Annotated in this window: 19 protein-coding genes; 14 read left to right on the forward strand and 5 right to left on the reverse strand. The window is 52.3% G+C overall.

The features are described from left to right. Nucleotides 1–45: 45 nt before the first annotated feature. The 3 genes from V8F51_RS12885 to V8F51_RS12895 form a co-directional block, all read right to left on the reverse strand. Nucleotides 46–1332, reverse strand: coding sequence for an MFS transporter (locus V8F51_RS12885; RefSeq protein WP_337100673.1), 1287 nt, complete (start codon nt 1330–1332; stop codon nt 46–48). 78 nt (nt 1333–1410) lie between these two features. Continuing rightward, nucleotides 1411–1881 (reverse strand): MarR family winged helix-turn-helix transcriptional regulator, encoded by a 471-nt coding sequence (locus V8F51_RS12890; RefSeq protein ID WP_337100674.1) that lies wholly within the window; start codon nt 1879–1881, stop codon nt 1411–1413. Between the two features lie 116 nt (nt 1882–1997). Beyond that, nucleotides 1998–3053 (reverse strand): LLM class flavin-dependent oxidoreductase, encoded by a 1056-nt coding sequence (locus V8F51_RS12895; protein ID WP_337100855.1) that lies wholly within the window; start codon nt 3051–3053, stop codon nt 1998–2000. Between the two features lie 199 nt (nt 3054–3252). Between V8F51_RS12895 and V8F51_RS12900 the strand changes: the two genes are divergently transcribed. The 3 genes from V8F51_RS12900 (at nt 3253) to V8F51_RS12910 (ending at nt 6263) form a co-directional block, all read left to right on the forward strand. Further along, nucleotides 3253–4161, forward strand: a complete 909-nt coding sequence (locus V8F51_RS12900; RefSeq protein ID WP_337100675.1) for a hypothetical protein — start codon at nt 3253–3255, stop codon at nt 4159–4161. Between the two features lie 99 nt (nt 4162–4260). Beyond that, nucleotides 4261–4806, forward strand: a complete 546-nt coding sequence (locus V8F51_RS12905) for a hypothetical protein (protein WP_337100676.1) — start codon at nt 4261–4263, stop codon at nt 4804–4806. A 440-nt stretch (nt 4807–5246) separates the two neighbouring features. Then, complete coding sequence (locus tag V8F51_RS12910; RefSeq protein ID WP_337100677.1) at nt 5247–6263, forward strand: SDR family oxidoreductase; 1017 nt, start codon at nt 5247–5249, stop codon at nt 6261–6263. Between the two features lie 50 nt (nt 6264–6313). Here the strand turns inward: V8F51_RS12910 and V8F51_RS12915 are convergent, their stop codons facing one another. Then, entirely contained in the window at nt 6314–7600 is a 1287-nt protein-coding gene (locus tag V8F51_RS12915) for a glycosyltransferase (RefSeq protein ID WP_337100678.1), read from the reverse strand. 127 nt (nt 7601–7727) lie between these two features. Between V8F51_RS12915 and V8F51_RS12920 the strand changes: the two genes are divergently transcribed. From V8F51_RS12920 to V8F51_RS12970, 11 genes are all read left to right on the forward strand, one after another. Continuing rightward, nucleotides 7728–10124 carry a choice-of-anchor A family protein gene (locus V8F51_RS12920; RefSeq protein WP_337100679.1) on the forward strand — a complete coding sequence of 799 codons (2397 nt, stop codon included), beginning with the start codon at nt 7728–7730 and terminating at the stop codon, nt 10122–10124. 162 nt (nt 10125–10286) lie between these two features. Next, nucleotides 10287–11264 (forward strand): sugar ABC transporter substrate-binding protein, encoded by a 978-nt coding sequence (locus tag V8F51_RS12925; RefSeq protein WP_337100680.1) that lies wholly within the window; start codon nt 10287–10289, stop codon nt 11262–11264. Then, a complete protein-coding gene (locus V8F51_RS12930) occupies nt 11261–12730 on the forward strand; it encodes a sensor histidine kinase (protein ID WP_337100681.1) in 1470 nt (489 codons plus the stop codon). The genes V8F51_RS12925 and V8F51_RS12930 overlap by 4 nt, the downstream gene beginning before the upstream one ends. Next, nucleotides 12705–14243 carry a response regulator gene (locus V8F51_RS12935; RefSeq protein ID WP_337100682.1) on the forward strand — a complete coding sequence of 513 codons (1539 nt, stop codon included), beginning with the start codon at nt 12705–12707 and terminating at the stop codon, nt 14241–14243. Before V8F51_RS12930 ends, V8F51_RS12935 begins: the two co-directional genes overlap by 26 nt. A 22-nt stretch (nt 14244–14265) precedes the next feature. Next, entirely contained in the window at nt 14266–15414 is a 1149-nt protein-coding gene (gene xylF, locus V8F51_RS12940) for a D-xylose ABC transporter substrate-binding protein (RefSeq protein ID WP_337100683.1), read from the forward strand. Nucleotides 15415–15908: 494 nt separating this feature from the next. Beyond that, a complete protein-coding gene (locus tag V8F51_RS12945) occupies nt 15909–17948 on the forward strand; it encodes a methyl-accepting chemotaxis protein (protein ID WP_337100684.1) in 2040 nt (679 codons plus the stop codon). A gap of 133 nt (nt 17949–18081) precedes the next feature. Next, nucleotides 18082–19197: a sugar ABC transporter substrate-binding protein gene (locus tag V8F51_RS12950; protein ID WP_337100685.1), complete on the forward strand. Its 1116-nt coding sequence runs from the start codon at nt 18082–18084 to the stop codon at nt 19195–19197. A 90-nt stretch (nt 19198–19287) separates the two neighbouring features. Then, a complete protein-coding gene (locus tag V8F51_RS12955; protein ID WP_337100686.1) occupies nt 19288–20808 on the forward strand; it encodes a sugar ABC transporter ATP-binding protein in 1521 nt (506 codons plus the stop codon). A gap of 11 nt (nt 20809–20819) precedes the next feature. Then, nucleotides 20820–21995 (forward strand): sugar ABC transporter permease, encoded by a 1176-nt coding sequence (locus V8F51_RS12960; RefSeq protein ID WP_337100687.1) that lies wholly within the window; start codon nt 20820–20822, stop codon nt 21993–21995. A gap of 148 nt (nt 21996–22143) precedes the next feature. After that, entirely contained in the window at nt 22144–22479 is a 336-nt protein-coding gene (locus tag V8F51_RS12965; protein ID WP_337100688.1) for an ArsR/SmtB family transcription factor, read from the forward strand. Nucleotides 22480–22498: 19 nt separating this feature from the next. Continuing rightward, nucleotides 22499–23008 (forward strand): SRPBCC domain-containing protein, encoded by a 510-nt coding sequence (locus V8F51_RS12970; RefSeq protein ID WP_337100689.1) that lies wholly within the window; start codon nt 22499–22501, stop codon nt 23006–23008. Between the two features lie 87 nt (nt 23009–23095). Here the strand turns inward: V8F51_RS12970 and V8F51_RS12975 are convergent, their stop codons facing one another. Further along, entirely contained in the window at nt 23096–23956 is an 861-nt protein-coding gene (locus V8F51_RS12975) for an aldo/keto reductase (RefSeq protein WP_337100690.1), read from the reverse strand. Nucleotides 23957–23978: the final 22 nt, after the last annotated feature.

Genomic DNA, 23978 nt, shown 5'->3' on the forward strand with positions numbered 1-23978 from the left:
TAATACGCAAAAGTCCATTCCGCGAGGAATGGACTTTTTTATCGGTTAAGCAGTCACCTGGGTACTTGAAGGGCTATGCTTGCGAATCCGCACGGCCATTAAAGCCGCTGCGAAGCATACGAAACCGGCGATAACGAACGCTTGCGAATAGCTGCCGAACCAGTCGCGCATAACGCCTGCTCCGTACGCAGCGATAGAGGCGCCAATCTGATGCGCAACGACGATCCAACCGAAGACCATGCCGGACTTTTCCTTTCCGAACGTCTGTCCTGCCAGCTTGGCAGTCGGAGGAACGGTTGCGATCCAATCAAGGCCGTAGAAGACCGCGAATACAACGAGCATTGCAGGCGAACCGCCGAGCGCATAGGGCAGGAACAATAGCGACAGTCCGCGCAGTCCATAATACCAGAACAGAAGCCAACGGCTATCGAACCGATCAGAGAGCCATCCGGATATCGTCGTGCCAAACAGGTCGAACAAGCCCATCATGGCGAGCAGTCCTGCAGCAGTTACTTCCAGCATGCCATGATCGCCGCAAGCAGCAATGAGATGAGTGCCAATAAGGCCATTGGTCGAGAAGCCGCAGAAGAAGAACGTTCCGGCAAGCAGCCAAAAGGTAAGGTTCTTCATCGCCAGCCGCAGACTGCGCAGCGGAGCAAGAAACAGATTTTCACTGAAAACAGGCGGCTTCACGATCTGGTCAGAGCCGTATGGCGCAGCTCCAACATCGTACGGATGGTTTTTCATCCAGACGATGACGGCGACAAGCACGATGAGGATGCCCGCAATTGCGGTATAGATCGCATATCGCCAGCCGAAATCAGCGCTCATCTTCGCGAATAGAGGAAGGAATAGCAACTGACCCGTTGCAGCGCTTGCCGTCAGCAACCCGATAATAAGGCCCTTACGTTCTACGAACCAAAGATTGCTGACCGTGACGCCCAGCACGTTAGCCATCATCCCGGTAGCAAGCCCTGAGACAAGTCCCCATAGCAGCTCGAATTGCCATAGCGATTGAATATAAGGCGTTGCTGCGAGGCTTGCCGCCAATACGGCAAGCGAGCTTATAACGACTTTGCGAATGCCGAAGCGCAGCAGCAGAGCAGCCGAGAAAGGACCTACTAGTCCGTATAGGAAAATCCCAATGGAGATGACGCTTGAGATGCCTCCCCTGCTCCAGCCGAATTCTTCTTGGAACGGAACGAGCAAAATACTCGGAAGAGAGCGGATGCCGGCGGATACGAGCAAGGTGGCAAAGGTAAGGAATACGATGATCCATCCATAATAAAATCGCGGATGTTTGACAGCATCTTGTGCAGCAGTCTCATTCATGGGAAAACAACCTCCATATTATTTCACTTATCTTTTGTCTTTTGCTTGTACATACAACATATATGACGCGAAAGAGAGTTAACTCTCCAGCTTCTGGCTCGATTCTTCTTGATAGCCGGTCAATAATGCGGCAGCTTCCTTGCCGAGAAGGGCTTCGTAGGTTTCCTTCAGCCGTTTGGAAGCTTCGCGAAGGGACGGTCCAAGCTGCATGCCCTGTTCGGTTGGATAGACGAGCACGGTCTTCCCTTGCACCTTGCGCTCAACAAGTCTTTTCCCTTCCAGCTTATCGATGAAGCGTGTCAGCGTCGACGGCGTAATATACAGCTTCTCGGACAGCGCCTTCTGCGTAATGCCGGGTTGGCCGATGACGAGGCGGATGAGATAGCCGTAGGCCGGCGTGAGTCCGGTCGTGGAGAAAGCTTCATCGGCCATGCGCGTAATCGCTCTGCTTAGGCGATTCGTCGTGAAATATAAGCAGGTGTGAAGAAATGAATCGTCATGGTCGGAAGATTGCTCCGGAGCGTTATGCGTCTGTTGTTCCTCGTTCATCATGTCGTCCCCCATTTCTAGTTTGTATGTACAACGAAAATACATCATATGAATGAAGCTGTCAACAGGCAAAATGAAAGGTCGCTTATAGACATGCTATAAGCGACCTTCTCTCTTTAGTTCGTTCCTTCCATGCGCGCAATTTCCTTGCGAACGATAGGGGCAACTTTCGTGCCTAGCAGCTCAATAGCGTGCAGCACTTCCTTATGCGGCATCGTGCCGACGTTGACATGTAGGAAGAAGCGGGTGATGCCGAGATTTTTGCGCAGGAGAACGATCTTCTCTGCAACGTACTCGGGATCGCCGACATACAATGCGCCTCTTAAGCTTCGTGCGGCGTCGTATGCAGCACGGTCATAAGAGCCGCGCCAACCGCGCTCGCGACCGATTACGTTCATTTGTCTCGCGGTCGGCAGGAAGAAGGAGTCGGCCGCTTGCTCATTCGTGTCGGCGACGAAGCCGTGGGAATGCGTTGCGATCGACAGCTTGCTCGGATCGTGACCGGCACGTTCGGCTGCCTGCTTGTACAAGGCAACGAGTTGTGCGAAGCTCTCAGGCATGCCTCCGATAATCGCGAATGCGACTGGCAGCCCAAGCGTTCCGGCGCGAACGGCCGATTCCGGATTGCCGCCTGTGGCGATCCATACCGGCAGCGGTTCTTGAACGGATCGCGGATATACGCCGAGATTGTCGATAGCGGGACGAAGTCCGCCGCCGGGCCATGATACCTTCTCGGACTGGCGAATCTTAAGCAACAACTCGAGCTTCTCATCGAATAGCGCGTCATAGTCGTCAAGGCTGTAACCGAATAGCGGGAACGATTCGATGAACGAGCCGCGGCCTGCCATAATTTCGGCCCGTCCGTTCGAGAGCGCGTCGAGCGTGGAGAAGGATTGATATACGCGAACGGGATCATCCGACGACAGAACGGTGACGGCACTCGACAGCCGTATCCGCTTCGTTACCGAAGCTGCCGCGGCCAATATAATGGCCGGAGCGCTGCCCGCGTAATCGGGGCGATGATGCTCGCCAATTCCGTAGACGTCAAGGCCTGCTTGATCGGCCACGACGATTTCTTCCACCGCATTGCGGATTCTTTCCGCATGGCTGATGACGATCCCGGTTGACGGATCCGGTGTCGTTTCTAGAAATGTACTAATTCCTATTTCCATATTAACTGTCTCATTGGACATTGATAATCGCCTCCTGAATAGCTTTAGTGTACCATTTTCCGCATCAAAATGTTAAGTACCTTACAAGAATATAGCGATGAAATTATCCTTTTGAGTGTCCACATTTTTATATATCGTATAATGCTCTCTTTTCCAATTTATAGTACAATAGTCGAGGCGAATTGAAGGGGGAATGAGGATGTCGATTCAGGACAGGATGAAAGCTACTAGTATACTGCTTGCGAGATTGATCGAAACGAAGGGGCTTGCAGTACGAGCAGGCCAGGAGGACGATGCTTTTTGGTACACTTCCGGGAACCCTGGCCCATTCTACATCAACACGGAAAATATTGCAGGAGCAAAGGAAGCGGAGTTAGTCTTGGCTCGCATCACGAGCATATTGAAGGAATCGCAGCCGAGAGATAACCAAGTTAAGGAGATCATTGCGCTCATCGAGCAGACTTTGCAAGCGGATAAGCAGTATGAAGCGGCCATCGATGCGCTAGCCGAGTTCTACTTGTCGGAGCAAGCCGTCCTGCCATTATACATATCGGGCGGAGAGCGAAGAGATTGGTTTTTCTCCATACCGGTTGCGCGCAGGCTGGGACTTCCTCATATCTTCTTGTTCAAAAACGGAGATATATGGATTACAGATCATCAGGGCCAGAAAGTCGAGGCCGAGCTAACGGACCAGCGCGTGCTTCACGTAGCCGATATTATCAATCTAGCCAGCAGTTATGTGGACCGTTGGATTCCGATGCTGGACAAGGCGGGCGTAACGCTTACGGAGACGCTGACGGTCGCTGTCCGCAGCAAGGACGGCCTTGAACGGCTCGCAAGTCGCGGGGTCCAGGTCACATCACCGCTGCTAGTAGACAAGCCGCTGTTCGCTGAGGCGCTTGAGCTCCAGTTGATTTCACCTTTCGCTTATAACGAAATTATCGAGTACTATGAATCTCCCAAAGAGTGGACGAGAACATTCCTTACGGACAGAGCATATAGCCAATATAGACAAGCCAACGAGGTTAAGAGGGAGCGCATTCATCGTTTCCAAGAGCAGGATCCTTATGAGCTGCGGAGCGAGTTCCCTTCATTTTTCACCCTATAGAACGTCTGCAACCTATTTCCTTCAGGACTAGGCCCATGCAGTTCCTAATCACTCTCTCTTCCATAAAATGATAGATAACATGAGGAGGAGAGGGTTCATATGACAAAGGATTTACGTCAAAAGGTCCGTATCTCGCTGTCTCCGCCAGAAGCGACTTTCTGGAGCGAGATCAAGTATTCCGTGGGCAAGGACCGGCTAGTAACGGTCGAGCCTATGGTACAGCTTCCTGACGGCAGTTTTCAGATCACGCTGGAGGTATGCGGTCTGAGTAAAGCGAAGGCGCTTGCAACACTGTTATTGTCCACGAAGTCGTTCAGCAATACGAGAGTTGCGGTGAGAGTGAAGTCGGGGGGCAAAATCGTCAGTCCAATCACGACAGGACTTACCCCGGCTAAGATTGTTGCGCTATATCGAATTGCCTTTCGCACGAACGAGCTGTTCAGCTTTGTTGCGGCCAGGACGCCTTTCGGCAATACGTTCGTGTATCCCGTGTTCAAGGTGAGAGTCGTGCAGTTCTTCAATGACGACTTATCGGATTTCTACAGCAACTACAACAATGTAGCAGCCTTTGTCTTCCGAAATGTGCTTCGCAATGTGATTAACGGAACGGCTATTCAGTTCTCTACGGCACAGAAGAAAGCGTAATATATGAGGCTGGTCGTTAAGATGGAGGTGTCCCAAGCGATAGGCTTAGGGGTACCTCCTTCGTTCAATTTAATGCGATGAGCTAGCTATGTTGGATATCTGCAGTAACTTTGCGGGATGAGAGCATGGTTGGAATGCTATGTTGGATTCTTGCACTAACTTTCGAATTAAGAAGCTGTTAAAGAAGTTTAATGGAAAAAGTTAATGCAAATATCCATTATAGCTCCCGGAAAGGCGCCAAACCTCGGAAAGTTGCTGCGCAAATCCAACATAGCTCCATTTTCCCAGTCCGTGTTGGGATAGCCGCTTCTTTGTTAACCCTTGCAAGAGAGGGAGGGTTTGCAGCAGTAACGTCGAATAAGTTTATGAACGCCTGTTCATATGCATCGATATGCAGGAGAGGCGCTAGACCCGACTATACTTCGGAGGTGTGCGAATAAATGAAAGCGTTATTTATTGGAGGCACGGGCATTATCAGCTCCGCCATTACGAGACAACTGCTGGATCAAGGCTGCGAGCTGTACCTGCTCAACAGAGGTTCAAGAAACGAAGGGCTGCCAGCCGGCGTGAAGGTGCTGCAAGCCGATATTAACGATGAAGCGCGGGTAGCTGCGCTAATCGAGGATTTAAGCTTCGATGTCGTCGCGGAATTTATCGCCTTCGTACCGTCGCAGCTCGAGCGGGATTATCGCTTGTTCAGCGGCAAGACGAAACAGTTCATGTACATTAGCTCGGCTTCTGCTTATCAGACGCCGTTATCTGACTATAGAATTACGGAAGGAACTCCGCTGTCCAATCCGTATTGGGAATATTCCCGTAATAAAATTGCCTGCGAGGAGTACTTGATTAAGCAATATCGAGAGCAGGGCTTCCCGATTACAATTGTTAGACCAAGCCATACGTACGATGAGCGTTCGATTCCGCTTGGCGTGCACGGTAGCAAAGGTTCGTGGCAGGTGGCGAAACGGATGCTGGAAGGCAAGCCGGTCATTATTCATGGAGACGGAACGTCGTTGTGGACAATGACGCATAATAGCGATTTTGCCAAAGGATTCATCGGATTGATGGGCAACATCCATGCGATAGGCGAGTCTGTCCATATTACGTCCGATGAGTCGGTGACGTGGAATCAAATCTACGAGATTATCGCCGATGCGCTAGGCGTGAAGCTGAATGCGGTTCACGTATCGTCGGCCTTCCTTGACGCTTGCAGCAATGAAGATTTCAGAGGCGGCTTGTTGGGGGATAAAGCGAATACCGTTGTGTTCGATAATGCCAAGTTAAAGCGGCTCGTGCCGGAATTCGTTGCGACAACGCGGCTTGATCAAGGCATTAAGAGGACGATCCAATATATTTTGGAGCATCCGGAGTATCAGACGGAGGACCCTGAGTTCGATGTTTGGTGTGATAAAGTAGTCAGTGCTCTTGATGCGGCGATTGCAAGCATAAAGGAATAACGAGCGAACGACAAGGACGCCCCTCGCAGGGGGCGTCCTTTGTCGTTCGCTCAAACCTCTTCGAGCAGCGGCTTCAATTGATGCTGCCAAATCCATTCGGGATTATAGCGCTGACGGGCGATAGTTTTGGCATGGAGAACAGGGTTTTGTTCCATCTGGCCCACTATGGCCGCGGCATGCTCCCGCATATAATGGCGCTCGGAAGGGTGATAGTGCTCCTGGGTATCATAGCCGATGTTCCGAGCATCCCAACGCATGAAGTAGGCATGGAGCTGCTTGCCCAGCTCCTCCAAAGCGGGAACGGCTTCGTTCAGCACGATGAAATTACCGCGACTGGCTGCCTCTAGCACGATCAATCCGAAAGATTCGGAGTAGGAGGGGCAAATAAACAAATTGCTGATCGTGAACAGCTCCATGACGCTGCGATGGGGAAATCCGTCAGGCCAGCCTGCATCGGAAGTGAACACGATGTCTTCCTTGCGAATTCCGCTGTGTATACCGGTTTCTACAATCATTCGCTTGAATGCAGCGGCCTCAATATCGAGCGAGGGAAAGTCGCAGAAGACAAGCTTTACACGCTTGCCGGAGGCAGCGGCGAGTGCCCCTGCTAAGGCTGCAGCCTTGTTCTGCTGCTTGCCGGGAGTAAGCCGCCCGGGATAGACGGCCACGATATCCGGCGACAGCAGGTCGGTCTTCGCGGCTAGCTGCTGCAGCTCTTGGCTGAATTCAGCGTACGGGTTACAGCAATTGGAGATGGCGCGGCAGCGCTCCAGCGGCACGTTGTACTGCCGGGCAAGCGCGGCTAGTCCGGATTGTGTCGGGTAGAGGTAGGTCGTGTTAGGCAACGGGGTATACCGCGCCGAGAGCGGCCAGACCATACGAGCCGGCCTTGGGATCGGCATGGAATGGCTCATGGCGAGGAATCGAAGATTCGGTAGCCGCCGCTGCATGATCCGAACCGCTACATTATGAACGAGATGCCATCCTTGATACAAAATATCGTGCATGATACATACGTCCTCATCCTTTAACGCTTCATATAAGCTCTCGGCAATCGTCTCCGCTTCATCGTAGAAGGCCTCATGAACTCTGCCTGTCGGCTGCGAGTAATCCATCCAATGTATCTGCTGTCCGTGCAGCCGATTCGTAATTTTCACCCATTCCAGCCGATCATCGGCGAAGATGCCGAAGCGCTCGGAATCCGGACAATCTTGGCTGACGAGCAGCTTCACTTTTACGCCTGCATCGAGCAGCATATGCAGATGCTCTTCGACGACGCTGACGAGAGAATAGGTTTTGGCAAGTCCGTTGAACATCGTTAGGACTGCAACCCTCATCGAAGACTCCCTCTTTGCGAATTTTTTAAAGTCCATACTCATGTATGTTTGAGACTAGCTCTTTATGCATACACATCATGGAATGACATTTAGGAATTGACCTCAAGATGGAGGAGGGGCGCAGAGGATGGCTTGTGTGAATTTAGGCATCGCGAATGACTTTAACGTATTTGTATTCGGAGATCATACCCAGTCGTTCGTCGATTCGGAGGGACGCGTTGCCGTTGGAGGGACGGCTACCTACACCGGCTACGGCATCGGCGATACGCTGCCCGTGTCAACGACACGGCCGGATCTAATCGTTCAAGGAAACATTAATGTTTCGCAAGGAACGAATTTCGCGGGAAATACGGTCATCTATCCGGACAGCGAAATTATTAATTACACGATGACCAACAACAATGGCGTTCCGAATCAGCCTTTAGTCGGAACACCTATCGATTTTGACTTAGCAGAGCAAGAGCTCGCAGCGCTTTCTCTCAATCTGTCGGCTGTAACGCCGAACGGAACGGTAGCGAACAATTTTGGCCAAATTGTGTTAACAGCAACCGATCCTGCATTCAACGTGTTCACGTTCAACGGAGACAATGTCGACGGCAACGGCCTTCGCCTCAATACGGCGAATGGCATCGACATCGTGGCCCCGGCTGGGTCAACCATAGTGATTAACGTTGGAGGAACCGATGTCGGCTTCGGCAGCTATACAATCTTCCGCAATGGCGTTACGTCCACGCGTGAAGACGGAGCAACGATTCTATGGAATTTCTATCAGGCGACAAGAGCGTTCAACGAAAACTTATCCATTACAGGCTCCGTGCTTGCGCCTTATGCGGACTGGGAAGCGATTGGCTTTGGCAACATTAACGGAACGATCGTTGCGGCCTCGCTGACGAATGTGTCGGGCACGCTTGAGGCGCATAATATTCCTTTCATGGGCTGCTTGCCGGGACTGGTAGTTGAACCTACCTCATCGACGACTACAACGACATCGACTACGACGACAACAACATCAACCTCCACAACATCGACGACCTCCTCCACATCATCTTCGAGTACGACGACAACGACGCCGGCTGTCATAACGGGGCCTAACATTGTCGGAACGAAGACGCCGAGCGTGACTACCGCCCAAATAGGCGATACGATCACGTATACGATAACGATAACGAATACGGGAACGGCGCCTGGCGAAGCGATCTTAACCGATGTGTTCCCTGAGGGAATTATCGTCATACCGTCGAGTGTGTTCATTGACGGCGGTCGATTCAGCGGCGTGGACATTGGCTCGGAGCTTGTGATCGGGACGATTGCTGTCGGCCAAACGGTTACAATAGAATTCCAGGTGTTTGTCGCAGGTTTTCCGCCGCAGGGGCTAATTACGAACAACGGTGTTGTTGTTACTGTTCCTCCGGGCACGCTCGTTCCGACTTGCAGCCCGAAGGAGATCGCCATTCCAAGCATACCGGGCGTAACGCCGGTGAACGGCATGCTACTGCCTGTTCTTCCCGTGTTCAAGCCGGGAGTTACGCCGGCACCGGGAGACAATGCGGGCCTGGGGCCGCTAACGATAGCAGGAGGCGTTGTCGTGCTCAATCAGCCGGTAACGGTTCCAGGTATTACCTTGCCGCCGCTCCCGGGGGTAACGATACCGTTCATGGGCGGCACCGTACAGCCTATTGTCAACACGGCACTTGTAACGGTAATCCGTGCGGTCCAACCGCAGTCGCCGAATCTGCTGCTGTCCAAAACCTTTCTCGACGTAACTTTGTTCATCGGTCAACGCATTACGTTAAGTCTGTTCGCAGTCAATAACGGCAATGCGATATCGGTTCGAACGACGCTGCAAGATGTCCTGTCGCCGAATCTGATCTTCATACCTGGCACTGTTATTGTTGATGATGTCGTGAGGCTTGAGGCGAATCCGAATACGGGCATTAATCTCGGTCCTATTCCGCAAAATGAGGCGGTATTCGTTCGCTTCGATGCTTTGGTAACGGGCGGAAGCTCATTCACGAATACAGCACAGGCGACGGCGAGCTTCTTGCTTGCAGACGGCACACTCTCGACACGGACGTTCCAGTCGAATACGATTGTGAACCCAATTGTACAGATTAGAGCCTCCGACTTCGCGACATTCACTAAGACGGCGAGCGTACAGACTATTAAAGTAGGAGAAAGCTATCAATATCATATATCCATAAGCAATAACTCGACTGATATCGTAGCGGGAAATGTTATTTTCTATGATAAGCTGGCTAATCAGTTGCAATTCGTATCGGGCAGTCTGGTCGTCGACGGCGTCAGGCAAATGGATCCGAAGGTGGGCGTGGGCTTAGGCACGATCGGGCCGGGCGTAACGCGCACGCTTTCGTTCCGGGTTAGAGTGCTGTTCGAGCCGGCAGGCGATTTCATCGAGAACCAAGCGGTCGTCTTCTTCGAATTCCGCTTCGGCGCCTCGTGCTTCAGGGCGGGACTGCTGTCTAATACGAGTCGCATTATCGTAACGGAGGAGGAAGAGGAGTAGCAGCATGCATGCATGAATAGAACAAGGGATGCTCCGCTGCTTGCGGGGCATCCCTTGTTTGCTTTGACTAAAAGACGAAATAACATAAGCGTAGTTGAACATTTTCCTATTCATGGATATGATGATGCTAGATGTTAGGCTCGAACAAAGGAGACGCTTCTCTTGCGCAAAATGGTGATGGTTCTACTAGGCATTGTATGTCTTACATTATGTTTTTTTACCTTCGTGTCAGCGGGCAAAGCCTTTCGTTCTGATTGGCGGCTGCCGCAGACGGAGATCCCAAAGCAGACCGAATATCGTCTAGTGCTCATCACACAGGAGCTGGAGACGACGTTCTGGGACAAGGTTGGCCACGGCGCGGTCGAGCAGGCGCGGAAGGACGGAGCGAGTCTTGAGGTATGGGGCAGTTACGGGAAAAACAAAGAAGAATTCCTGGAAAAAATCGAAATCGCGATCGACTCCAAAGTGGACGGCATCATTGTGCAGGGACTCGATGCGGAGGAGTTCAAGAGCCTGACGAAAATTAAGGCGGCCTTCTACGGCATTCCCATTATTACGGTCGCTAACGACGTGCCGATGGCGGAGAGCTTGAGAAGAACCTACGTCGGCTCCGATCAGTACGCGGCGGGGCAGTTGATCGCAAAGCAACTGCTTGCGGATATGGGGCAATCGGGCAACGTCATTTTGCTGGGAGACACCTATCAGGAGTATTATCAGAAGCAGCGGCTGGCCGGCATACAAGACGTCTTGAAGGATTATAAGGATGTTCGGACGGCTTACGCCGAAACGGAGGCGACAAGGGAGCAGGTCATTGCCACGACGAAGGATCTGATGAACCGGGTACCGGACGCCGATGCTTTCATTGCGGTGAACGCCGGCATGGCCAGCGCGATGCTGCATGAGATCGGCAGGCGCTCGCAGATCGGGCCGTATCATATTTATTCATTCGATGACGGGCGCGAGTCGGAAGAGCTGTTCGAGCAGGGCAAGCTGGACGGGATGATCGAGCAATCTCCCGAGAGGATGGGCGAGCTGAGCGTGAAACTGATGATGGAGTGGTTGAGCGGCGAGACGGTTCCTCTTGATATGAACGGTTATCTCACCGATATTCGGATGGCGAAGGCGATGGAAGCGCGATGAACATCAGCATTCAGAAAAAAATATGGACACTGGCGGCGATCGTGCTGTTTTTTATGGCGACGATATGGATAGCGCTTACTTATTACAACCAGAAGACGCAAGATCGGTACAATGACATTTTGCAGCGCTACCTTCGCATGAATGAGGTGACGACGGCAAGCCAGCAGATCATTACGTCGCTGAATAACTACCTGATGACGCCGAGTGATGCGAACCTGACCCAGCTGGACGAGAGCCGGGAGAGTATTTTAGGGGCGAAGAACGAGGTCAATATGCTTCGCAATGCCGAGAATGCGTTTGTCTTAACCAGCTACATGAACCTAATCGACAGTCTCGTCGAGACGACGGACCGATCGCTTATTTTCCAATCGGAGAAGGAGACGGAGGCCTCGTCCCAGGCGTTCACGGAGGCGACGCGCATCTCCAAGTACATCTCCGAGATGACGCTGACGCTGATCGATACCGAGCTGAGGACTTATGATCGCTTCTACCGCGGCATTATTGAGCAATCCAAGGAGCTCAGGGAGCTGGGTGTCTGGCTTCTCATGCTCATTACGTTCCTCCTGCTCGTCTTCACGTACTGGTTCTCTTTGAGCATTACGCGTCCGGTACTGAAGCTGACCCAAGCGGCCAAGGAGCTGTCCAGAGGGCGGTTCGACCTGGTAGTGGAAGTGGAGTCCAACGACGAAATCTCTTTCCTCGCGAAGATGTTCGACCGGATGAGGATCAACATTAATAACTTGATCTCGGAAATCCAGCAGAAGGCGCAGCTCGAGAACGAGCTGCAGCAGAACAAGCTGCTGCTTCAAGAGAGTCAGCTTCGCAGCCTGCAGAGCCAGATTAATCCGCATTTTCTGTTCAACACGCTCGATACGCTGTCGAAGAAAGCTTATTTGGAGGGCTCAGAGGAAACAAGCGATCTGCTTGTTAGCGTGGCAGGCTTGCTGCGCTATAATCTGAAGCGACTGGATCGGTCCGTGACGCTGTACGATGAAGTGAAAGTGATGCGCCAGTATATCGATATTCAAAAAGCGCGGTTCACGGAGCGGCTAAGGCTGCACATAGAGCTCGACGAGTCATGCCTGTACGTGCAAATTCCAGGTCTCACGCTGCAGCCGATCGTCGAGAATGCTGTCATTTACGCGGTCGAGCCCGAAGAGGAAGGCGGCAATATCTGGTTTCGAGTCATCGACGGGGAAGAGCGAATAACGATCGAGATCGAAGACGACGGCCCGGGCATGACCGAGGAAAAAATCCAAAGCATATTAGCGGAGCATGCCGTAGAGGCGGAAGGACATTCGACGGGCATCGGCATGAGCAACGTCGTCAAACGGCTCCACCTGTTCTACGGCCTTGAGGACGTAATTGATATTAAAAGCGGAAGCGGGCGCGGCACGAAGGTCATTATGAAAATACCGAAAACAAGGGGAATCGAAACCTATGATAAAGCTCCTGATCGTAGATGACGAGCAAATAGAACGCGAAGGTCTGCAGGCGATATTGCGTAAGGGCTACCCGGATCTAGTCATCGCGCAAGCCCAGAACGGGAAGATCGCGGTGCAAATGGCAGGGGAGTTCGAGCCGGACTTGATTTTAATGGATATCAAAATGCCGGGCATGACGGGTCTGGAAGCGGTGGAAGTGATCAAGGAGCAGCATCCTCGGATCAAATATGTCATGGTAACGGCGTATGACGCGTTCGATTACGCTCGGCAGGCGATCAAGCTTGGCGTGAAAGATTACCTGCTCAAGCCAAGCAAGGCAAGCGAAATTATTGCCACGGTCGGGAAGGTGCTCCGGGAGATCGAAGAAGACCGCATGAAGCAGAATTCGCTGCAGAAGGCGCTGCCGCTCATTGAGACGGACGTCGTGACGCAGCTGCTGTTCGACCATGTGCACGACGTGCATGTCGACGAGCTGGTCGGCCTCCTTGACATCCGAACGGCAAATGAAATGTTCGTCATGCTCGTGCTGTTGCCCGCAGGCGCGGAGCCATTCTATACAGCGGTGAAGGAGAAGGTTAGGCAGGCAGGAGGCGGTCTGGTCGGAGCGCTCTACGGCCGTCAGCTGCCCGTTATCGTCGTTCGCGATCCGGAGCGCTCGTACCGTACCCAAGCGATCTCCCTCGCCCGCGATATTCTATCCGTTGCGAAGCAGGACGCCATTGCGGGCTGGTTCGTTGGCATTGGCAACGTTTCGGGATCGCTCGAGCACATTCGCCAGTCTTACCAAGAATCGCTAATAGCCTCGATGGATACGTCGCTACCGGTCAAATACCGGTTTTATGAGGACACGCCCGTATTGGGCGCCGTGCTTGACGGCCAGCTGGCCAAGCAGCGGGAGAGGCAGTTCTTCGACCAGATCAGGCTGGGACAATGGGACCAGGTGCGGGCTGGCGTCATGGACTTTATCCAGCAGTATGAGAACGAAGGCGCCGAATTGATGCAGACGCAGCAACGCGTGCTCGAGCTGCTGTGGGTGGCTTCTCGCGTGCTCAGCGAGATGGGCATCGAGGCGGAAACGCCGCTGTTCTCCTTCCAGTCTCAGGACGGCCGCCAGCTGCGGGCCGAAACCGGACGTTTGCTGGATCGCATGAAGCAGTCTTACGCGGAGCACTACGAACAGGTGGAGCCGGACACGATCCAGCAGATCAAGCTGTATATCGCGGAGCATTCCCAAGAGGATATTTCGCTCGACGCTATCGGGAAACGAGTGGGACTTAGTCCGTTCTACATTAGCAAAATGTTCAAGGACCAGCTCGGCATCAACTACATCGACTTCCTAACGGAATGCCGCATCGAAAAAGCGAAGAAGCTGATGGCCGATCCGGAGAAGAGCCTCAAGGAAATTACGTTCGAGGTCGGTTATCACGATCCGAACTACTTCAGCAAGGTGTTCAAGAAGATGTGCTCTGTCTCGCCCAAGGAATACCGCAAGACGCTGCTCGGCGGCAGAAAGTTGACCGACGATGAGAGCTGACGGCAGAGAAGGAGCGATTAGCGTGAAGCGTATATGGATGCGAGTCAGGCCGGCTCTGCTTGCGATCGTTATCGTCTTAGCCGTAGCCGCTTGCGACAATAACGGCGACGACGGCAGACTTGGCGCGGATGCGGATGGAAGTGCGGGCGCGTCGAACTCGGTCGTTTCTCCCTCTCCGGTATCACCCGGAGGTGAAGCGGGCGGGAGCTCTGGGACCGCCGTGGAGCAACCGATCAAGATCGGCTTTTCCATGGATACGCTGCTCGAGGAACGCTGGCTGAAGGACCGGGATTTGTTCCGGGAGTCTGTGGAAGCTCTAGGAGTTGAGGTCGAGATCAGTGCGTCGAACGGAGACGACGCGCTTCAGATCGTGCAGGCGGAGACGATGATCAGCCATGGCATCGATCTTCTCGTCATCGTGCCTCATAATGCGGAGGCCACGGCAGCGATTGTGAAGAAGGCCCATTCATCCGGGGTGAAGGTTATCGCTTACGATAGGCTGGTCAAAAATGCAGAGATCGATCTGTACGTCTCCTTCGACAACGAGCTGGTCGGCGAGCTGCAGGCCAATTCGATCACAAAGCTTGTGCCGAAAGGCAAATATGTGTATATCGGAGGAGCGGAGACGGACAACAACGCCCACTTGTTCAAAGAAGGCGTGTTCAACGTGCTGCAGCCGTTCATTGACAGCGGAGACATTACGGTCGTCTACGACCAGTGGACCAAGGATTGGACGCCGGCTAACGCCAAAGCCAATATGGAAGAGGCGCTGAAGGCGAACAACAATCAGATCGATGCGGTAATCGCCGCCAACGACGCGACGGCGGGCGGCGTTATCGCAGCGCTGGAAGCGCAAGGACTGGCCGGCAAAATTCCGGTCGCCGGACAGGACGCGGATCTCGCTGCCGCGCAACGTATTGTAACAGGCACTCAGGAGATGACGGTGTATAAGCCGATCCATGCGCTGACGCTTAAGGCGGCAGAGCTTGCCGTCATGATGGCCAAGGGGGAGACTCCGCACGCCGACCGGAAGGTGAATAACGGCAAGATCGAGGTGCCGTCCGTGCTGCTGTCGCCGATCGCCGTAGATCGGCTGAACCTGGACGCGACCATTATTGCCGACGGCTTCCACGCCAAGGAGGACGTATACAGGTTCGCGCAGCCGGAATAACGTTGTAAGAGGATCTCAGCCTTCACCTCGCCGTGAAGGGTTGAGGTCCTTTTCTGTGTAAACCGGAAACTTGGCTTACTAATGTTACGTTTGCCTGTATTTCATGCAGTCTAATCATCCAGATCGTCTGTAAATTTACTTTTGAGTGGATTTTATACAGCCAAAACCAGCGTTATAGCGCCGAGTAACCTTTATTCGTCCATTTGACTGCACAAATTCCAATTAAACCCCGAAATTTGCTACTTCCTAGGCTTTTGACTGTATCAAATCCATTCAAAAGCGAGCACACCGCTATAGAGCCGAATGAATCGACAGCCTGCACAAAAAAATACTAGGCAACACAAATTTATCATCTTAATTGTTAAGCGGGTATCCAAGCAACTCGAGTAATATTTGGGTAGAACGAACAACAACCCAAATATTAGGCGGGGGATAGTCAGATGAGGAAGACGCGAGGGTGGAATTTTAATTTCCGTAAAATCGTTCGGTTTCGCATGAACAGGCGATCACTGCGGGTCAAGTGGATGGGTCTGATCTCGGCGGCGATACTGTTGTCCTTGATAGGCTCGAGCGCGATGAACTTCGGCACTATGCAGGCTTCGCTTGCAGAGACGTTCGCAAAGGCAAACGCGACACAAGTTGAAAGCGCTACCAGAGAGCTCCGGATGTTCGCCGAGCAATACGAGAAGGCGATCGAGCAAATGGCGGGAGAAATTGGGCGAATGAGCCGCCGCTCCGGTCATTCGAATCAGGATATCGCAAACATGCTGCAGGATGTGAAAGCTCAGAATCATTCGCTGCTCGGGGCGTACTTCATCCTCGCGTCGACAGGGCAGCAGTTGACGACTCACGAGAAAGGCCAATCGGGCGATGCAAGAGAGATGCTTCACTATAAGCTTGCCTTGCAGAGCAAGGATACAACTTGGACGGACGTACGACTGGATGAAATAACGGGCAATATGACGGTTTCGATCGTAACGCCCGTGCTGCTCGGGGAAGATTTGTACGGCGTGGCGGGCTTCGATATCGACTTGAACGGAATTGGGCTGCTGCGGGAATCGAACGAGAAGTTCGGGAACAACAAGCTGGTCATCTACGATAACCAGGGCTTAATCATTTCCTCGTTCATGCAAGGCTTGGACGGCACGAACATTGATCCGAACGCGAGCGGCAGCATACCCGGCGTACCGGACGCGCTCACCGAGCCGGTCGAAATGAAGCGGAATTTCGGCTGGGTGGCGGACGTGGCGGCAGGCCAAAGAAGCGATATCGATATGGAATGGGAGGATGTCCGGTATAAAGGAGAGGTCTCGTTCGTCTATTCGATGAATTGGAGCGTCGTTTCCTTTGTGGACAAACAAGCACTGAGCGACAAGCTTTTCACGTTCGTGGGCACTAGCTTGATCGCACTCGTCATCGGTCTCGCCATCGGAGCGCTGGCTGCTTATTTAATCGCGACGGGGCTGCTGAAGACAATTAATTCGCTTCGAATGACTATTGCTAAGACCGCGGAAGGCGACTTGATGTCGGAGTTCAGCTATGCGAAAGCAGATGAGATTGGCGAGCTGGCGACCAGTTACAATACGATGCTTGGCAGCATGCGCGCTTTGATAAGGAAAGTCGAACTCAGCGTGCAGGCGGTGGAAGAGACGGCTGGCTTCGTTACGACCATCGCAAGCGAGAATGCGACCTCGGGCGTCGAGATTGCCCGTTCAGCAGATGAAATCGCGCGCGGCGCTTCCCACACCTCGACCGAAATCGAGAAAAGCTCCGAAGCTGTTCATGTTCTAAGCCGAGAGATCGAGACGCTCATCGGTCAGTCCGGCGACATCAAGCTGGTGCTTGCCGAATCCAGCCGCGATCTCAAGAGCGGCAACAGCCAAGTAGAGCAGCTCGAGCTTTCGTATACCCGCTTGGAGCAGGCTTTCGGAAAGGTCTCGGACATCGTGAACCACTTAAGCCGCCAGTCGCAATCGATTGTTTCCGTGGCGAAAGCGATCTTCGCCATTACGGATCAGACCAATATTTTGTCTATCAACGCTTCGATCGAAGCCGCTAGGGCCGGCGAGCACGGCAGAGGCTTCGCTGTCGTGGCGGGCGAGGTGCGCAACTTGGCGGTTCAGGCGAAGCAATCGGCGAAGAGCATTCATGCGACCATCTCCGAGATGCTGTTGCAAACGGAAGGTCTCGTCTCCGTCGTCGGCGATACGAACGCGATGAACGAAACGCAGCGGATAGCCGTGTCCGAGGTGAGCCGAGCCATGAGCAGCATGAACGATTCGCTTGGCCGAATGCAGTCTCGCCTGCAAGGAGAGCGGGGTACAATCGCAAGCATCGAAGCGCAAAAGGAAACAGTAGTCGCGTCGATACAGACGATACTTGCCGTATCCGAGCAGACGACGGCTTCCACGCAGCAGATCGCATCCTCCATGGACATGCAGACGGAATCCATCGAGGAAGTGTCCGAGCATGCAAGCAGACTCGTGGAGCTGGTAGCCGAGCTGAAGCTCACGGTCTCCAAGTTTAGAACCTAACAACGGACAAGACTCACCTTAAAAAAGTATAGAAGGTTATAAAAGAGTGCTATTGTATAGCGCTTTCATGAATCGGTTTTGGTGATATATTTGACCTGTAAACAGCAGAAACACATTTGAGAGGGGTAAAAAAATGAATAAAAAGTTTAAAGCGATTTCTCTCCTGCTAGTTGTGATGGTGTTCGCTACAATCATGGCGGCATGCGGCAAAGACGGAAGCGGTGGCGGAAGCGACGTAAGCGTAGGTATCGTATTGCCGACCAAAGATGAGCCAAGATGGGTGCAAGACGAGCAACGTTTTAAGGATGCGCTATCCGGCACGAAATATACGACAGAAATTTTGTTCAGCCAAGGCTCCTCCGCTAAGGAGAAAGAAAACGTAGAAACGTTGATTAACAAAGGCATCGACGTCCTCATTATTTGTCCTCAAGACGGCGCAGCCGCTGGCGCAGCCGTAGAAGCAGCGAAAAAAGAAGGCATCAAAGTTATCGCATACGATCGTCTGATCACGGATACGGACGCGGTTGATTACTACGTTACGTTCGATAGCGAAGCGGTAGGCGCGGCGCAAGCGAAATACCTGGTGGACAATGCAAAAGGCGCAGGCCAACCGTTGTACCTGTATGCTGGCGCAGCTACCGACAACAACGCATTCCTATTCTTCGCCGGCGCATGGAAAGTATTGCAGCCAAAAATCGCCGACGGCACATTCGCTATCGCCAACTCCAGCGAAGCGGTTGCTCTGAAAGACAAAGCTGAACTGTCCCGCGATGAGCTAAGCAAAATCATCGGCCAAGTTACAACGAACTGGGATCCGAACGAAGCTAAAAACAAAGCGCAAACTCACCTGACATCCGCTGCCGCTAACGCAAAAGGCGATGTTCTGATTCTTGCTCCAAACGACGGCACGGCTCGCGCCATCGCGGACGTATTCGGTTCCGACAGCGCGGTATCGAGCTTCGTCGTAACCGGCCAAGACGCGGAGAAAGCTTCCGTTCAATACATCATCGACAGCAAACAGTCCATGACGGTATTCAAAGACGTTCGTACGCTGGTTAAAGACGCAATGGGCATGGCGGTAACGCTGCTGGACGGCGGATCGCCTGAAACGACAGGTTCGTACGAAAACGGCAAGATCGACGTGCCGGCTAAACAAACAGACGTTATCGTTGTTAACAAAGCGAACGTAAAAGCAGAGCTTGTTGAATCGGATTACTACAAAGCGGCAGACTTCACAGGCCTGGAATAAGACAAAAGCATAGCACAAGCGGGATAGTGGTAGTCCATGGCTATCACTATTCCGCAATTGTAACGGCTGCTAGGTTAAGGGGGCATAACAATGAGCGAATATATATTGGAGATGAAGAGCATCTCCAAGGAATTTACGGGAGTCAAAGCGCTCACTGATGTCAGTTTCAAGGTGGAAGAGGGCGAAATCCACTGCCTGATCGGCGAGAATGGTGCCGGAAAGTCCACGCTGATGAAGGTGTTAAGCGGTGTATATCCTCACGGCACGTATTCAGGCGATATCGTGTACGAGGGCAGCGTGCAGCAGTTTGGGCGGATCAGCGACAGCGTGAAGGCGGGTATCGCCATTATTTATCAAGAGTTGGCGTTATTCCCGGATTTGACCGTATACGAAAATATTAGCGTGGGCAACGAAGTGAAACGCGGCGGAGTCATCGATTGGAACCAAACGATCGTTCAGGCGAAGCAAATGCTCCAGAAGGTTGGATTGGACGTCAATCCGGAGGTGCTGATCAAGGACCTCGGCGTCGGCAAACAGCAATTGATTGAAATCGCCAAAGCGTTAAGCAAATACGTCAAGCTGCTTATTCTAGATGAGCCGACCGCGGCGCTGAACGAAAACGACAGCGAGAACCTGCTTGTGCTGCTGAGAGAGCTGAAGAAACAAGGCATTACCTGCATCATGATTTCTCACAAGTTGAAAGAAGTCATCTCCATAGCGGACCGGGCAACCATCCTTCGCGATGGACGCACCATCTGCACGCTTGATGCATCGAAGGGCGAAATAACCGAAAGCGCGATTATCAAAAACATGGTCGGTCGCGAGATCGACGACATTTATCCGAAGAGAACGAACAAAAAGTTCGGCGATAAAATCTTGGAGCTTAACAATTGGTCCGCTTACGATCCAAAGTTAGGACGAAACGTTGTTAAAAAGGTTGATCTTCATGTTAAACAAGGCGAGATCGTCGGCATAGCCGGCTTAATGGGCTCGGGACGTACGGAGCTCGCTCTTAGCATCTTCGGCAATCCCAAGTCCTATAAACTGCAGGGCGACTTATTCGTGGATGGCATGCCCGCGAAATTCCAGCATACAAGCGATGCGATCAAAGCGGGTATCGCATACGTAACCGAAGACCGGAAGGGCGATGGTTTGTTCTTGGCCCAAGATATCAAAAGCAATGTCGTTGCGGCTAACCTAAGCGGGATTGCCAAGAATGGGGTCATAAACGAGAACGAAGAAGTGAAAATTTCGAACGAGTATAAGAGCTCGATGCACGTCAAAGCTCCTTCCGTGGAGCAAATCGTCGGCAAGTTGAGCGGCGGCAACCAGCAGAAGGTGTCCCTCGGCAAATGGCTGTTCGTCGGACCGAAGCTGCTTATCCTGGATGAGCCGACGCGCGGCATCGACGTAGGCGCCAAGTTCGAAATCTATACGATTATGAACAAGCTGATCAGCGAAGGAATGAGCATTATTATGATCTCGTCCGAGCTCGGAGAAGTGCTTGGCATGAGCGACCGCATATACGTCATGGCTGAAGGCAAGATGAAAGGCGAGTTGCCGATCGCAGAGGCTACCCAAGAAAACATTATGCAGCTTGCAACGCAATAGGAGGAAGACCAATGAACCTTTTTAACGAAGCGAAGTCGCTTGTCAAAGTGAATATCCGTGACTACGGCATGTATATTGCGCTGTTTGTCATTATGCTTACCTTTACGATTATGACGGACGGGTTGTTTATGTCATCACGTAATATTAGTAACCTGCTCGACGCTACGGGGTACATCGCCGTACTCGCTGTCGGCATGACGCTTGTCATCGTCATTCGCGAGATCGATTTGTCCGTCGGCTTTGCAGCCGGATTCATGGGTGCGATCGCAGCGATCCTAATGACCCAAATGGGAGTGCCGGTGTACTTGACCATTCCGATCATTTTGGTTCTTGGCGTTGTAGCCGGGTTATTCAACGGCGTGCTCGTAGCTAAGATCGGCATCCCATCGTTCGTCGCTTCCTTGGCTTTTATGCTTATTTTCCGAGGCGCGTTGCTGCAAGTCACTGAAAAGACGGGAACGATCAACGTAGATAACGATTTCTTTAATGCGCTCGGCAATGGCTTCATTCCTTCGCTTGCTCAAGTAGGAGGCCTGCATGTGCTATCACTGCTCCTGGGCTTGCTATGCATCGTATTCTACATCTATAGCGAAATTACCCAGCGCAGGAACAAGATGAAGTACCAATTCGAAGTTATGTCTATAGGCTTGTTCACAGTCAAGTTGATCTTCATCTCTTTCATTATTGGTTATATTACTTGGATTCTTGCGGGTTACAATGGCTTCTCCTGGACGGTTATCATTATGCTTGGCGTGGTTGCTATTTATCACTTCCTGACGACGAAGACGGTACTAGGCAGACATATCTACGCCGTTGGCAGCAATCCGGAAGCGGCTCACCTTACAGGTATTAACGTTAAAAAGATTACCTACATCGTATTTGGATCCATGGGCATGTTGTCTGCTCTGTCTGGGATTCTGTTCACCGCGCGCATGCAATCGGCTTCGACAACGGCGGGTACGCTGTTCGAGCTTGACGCCATTGCTGCGGCTTATGTCGGCGGCGTTTCCTCGGCAGGCGGTGTCGGCAAAGTAACAGGCGCGATTATTGGCGCAATTGTTATGGCGTCACTCTCGAGCGGCATGAACCTGCTCGGCGTTGGCGTCTCCTACCAGTACATGATTCGTGGCGGCGTGCTTGCCGCAGCAGTTATCTTCGATGTTATGACGCGCAAGAAAAGAGGCTAGAGTTAGGCAACAGGAGGGTGGACCTCAAGCGAGCAATCGTTTGGGGTCTTCTTTTGCATTGAATATTCCTTGACAGGAATATTCAATTTGAAGTATATTAATGGTGCAGGATAGGTTAACGACTGAACAACAAAGGAACGTAATTTGTATGGATACAACAACATTTAGCGCTCTTTCCGAGCCGAACCGCTTGCGAATTGTAGAGCTGCTTCAAGCCGGGCCTTTGACAGTAGGGGAGATTGCTGAACGTTTAACGCTTCGGCAGCCCCAGGCGTCCAAGCATTTGCGCGTTTTACTGGAGGCAGGACTGGTTGAGGTGCAGGCGGATGCGAATCGGCGGCATTACAAGCTGCGGGAGCAGCCTTTTCGAGCAATGGATAAGTGGCTGGACGACTACCGCAGATTGTGGGAAGAGCGCTTTGACAACTTAGAACTTTATTTGCAGAAGCTGCAAGCGAAGAACGAGGACGATACGACAAATTAACTTTAGGAGGAATTGTAAAATGACGAATGAAATGCTGACGAAGGTAGAAGGTCAAGAGTTTGTGATGGAGCGTGTCTTCAACGCGCCAAAGTGTCTTGTGTTCAGCGCATTCTCCGAGGCGGAGCACTTGAAGCATTGGTGGGGGCCGCGCGGCTGGACGCTGACGGTTTGCAATATTGATTTTCGTCCGGGCGGTGTATGGCATTACTGTATGAAGTGTATCGATGAGGCGCAAGGCGACTTCTTCGGTTTTGAATCATGGGGCAAAGCTGTCTATGAGGAGATCGTGGATCAAGAGAAGATTGTATATGTAGACTACTTCTCGGATGCCGAAGGCAACGAGGCGGAGGGCATGCCTCCATCGCATGTATCGTTGGTGTTCGAGGAACTGGACGGCAAGACAAAAGTAATCAGCCGTTCGCGTTTCGATTCGGAGGAAGCAGTTAAAACCGTTATCGAGATGGGTATGGAACAAGGCATCAGAGAAACATGGGATCGCCTCGCCGAGCGTCTGGAATCGTTGCAATAATCGCAGGATGAAATCAAATACGGCTCGCAACGGCTTAATTATGACAAGCCGGAGCGAGCCGTATTTGATGTGCTGCCGCTGTATGCTTTAGAAGTCGAAGTTGTCCGGATCCGGGCCGACACGACGGTTCTCGTTCAAGGCTTCGATCTGCTCCATATCACCGCTCGTAAGCTCAAAGTCGAACACATTCGCATTCTCGATTATGCGTTGCTCTTTCGTCGACTTCGGTATCGTGATGATGCCGCGCTGCAGATCCCAGCGGAGAATGACTTGGGCGACGGACTTGCCATGCTTAGCGGCGACCTCTTGCAGAACGGGATGCTCGAACAGCTGTCCTTGCATGAGCGGCGACCAGGCCTCAAGCTGAATGCCTTGCTCCTTGGAGAAGCTGTGAAGCTCCTGCTGAGTCAGTAATGGGTGCAGCTCGACTTGATTAATCATCGGTTTGATCCCGGCTGTCTCCATCAAGTCCTTCAGATGATGAATCTGGAAGTTGCTGACGCCGATTGCCTTTACTCTTCCTTGCTTGTAAAGCGTCTCAAGCGCTCGCCAAGCTTCTTTGTATTTGCCTGCGACAGGCCAGTGGATGAGGTAGAGGTCCAGATAGTCGAGGCCGAGCTTGGCGAGGCTCGTCTCGAACGCGGCGAGCGTCTGCTCGTAGCCCAGATCGGCATTCCATACTTTGGAAGTGACGAAGAGTTGGTCGCGCGACAAGCCGCTTTCGCTTAACGCTTCGCGAATGCCTTGACCGACTCCGCTTTCGTTCTCGTAGATGGCAGCCGTATCAATGCTGCGGTAGCCATGCCTGACCGCTGCTTTGATAGCTTCGATGAGCTCGGCGCCTTCCTCTACCTTGAATACGCCAAGGCCGAACCAAGGCATGCGAACACCGTTGCTCAATGTTGTCGTAGATTGCAAATTTGTGATTGAATTAGTTATTGTAGTCATAATGATACATCCTCTCTAATTA

The organism is Paenibacillus sp. YIM B09110 (assembly GCF_037167145.1).
In the GTDB taxonomy this organism is placed as follows: domain Bacteria; phylum Bacillota; class Bacilli; order Paenibacillales; family Paenibacillaceae; genus Pristimantibacillus.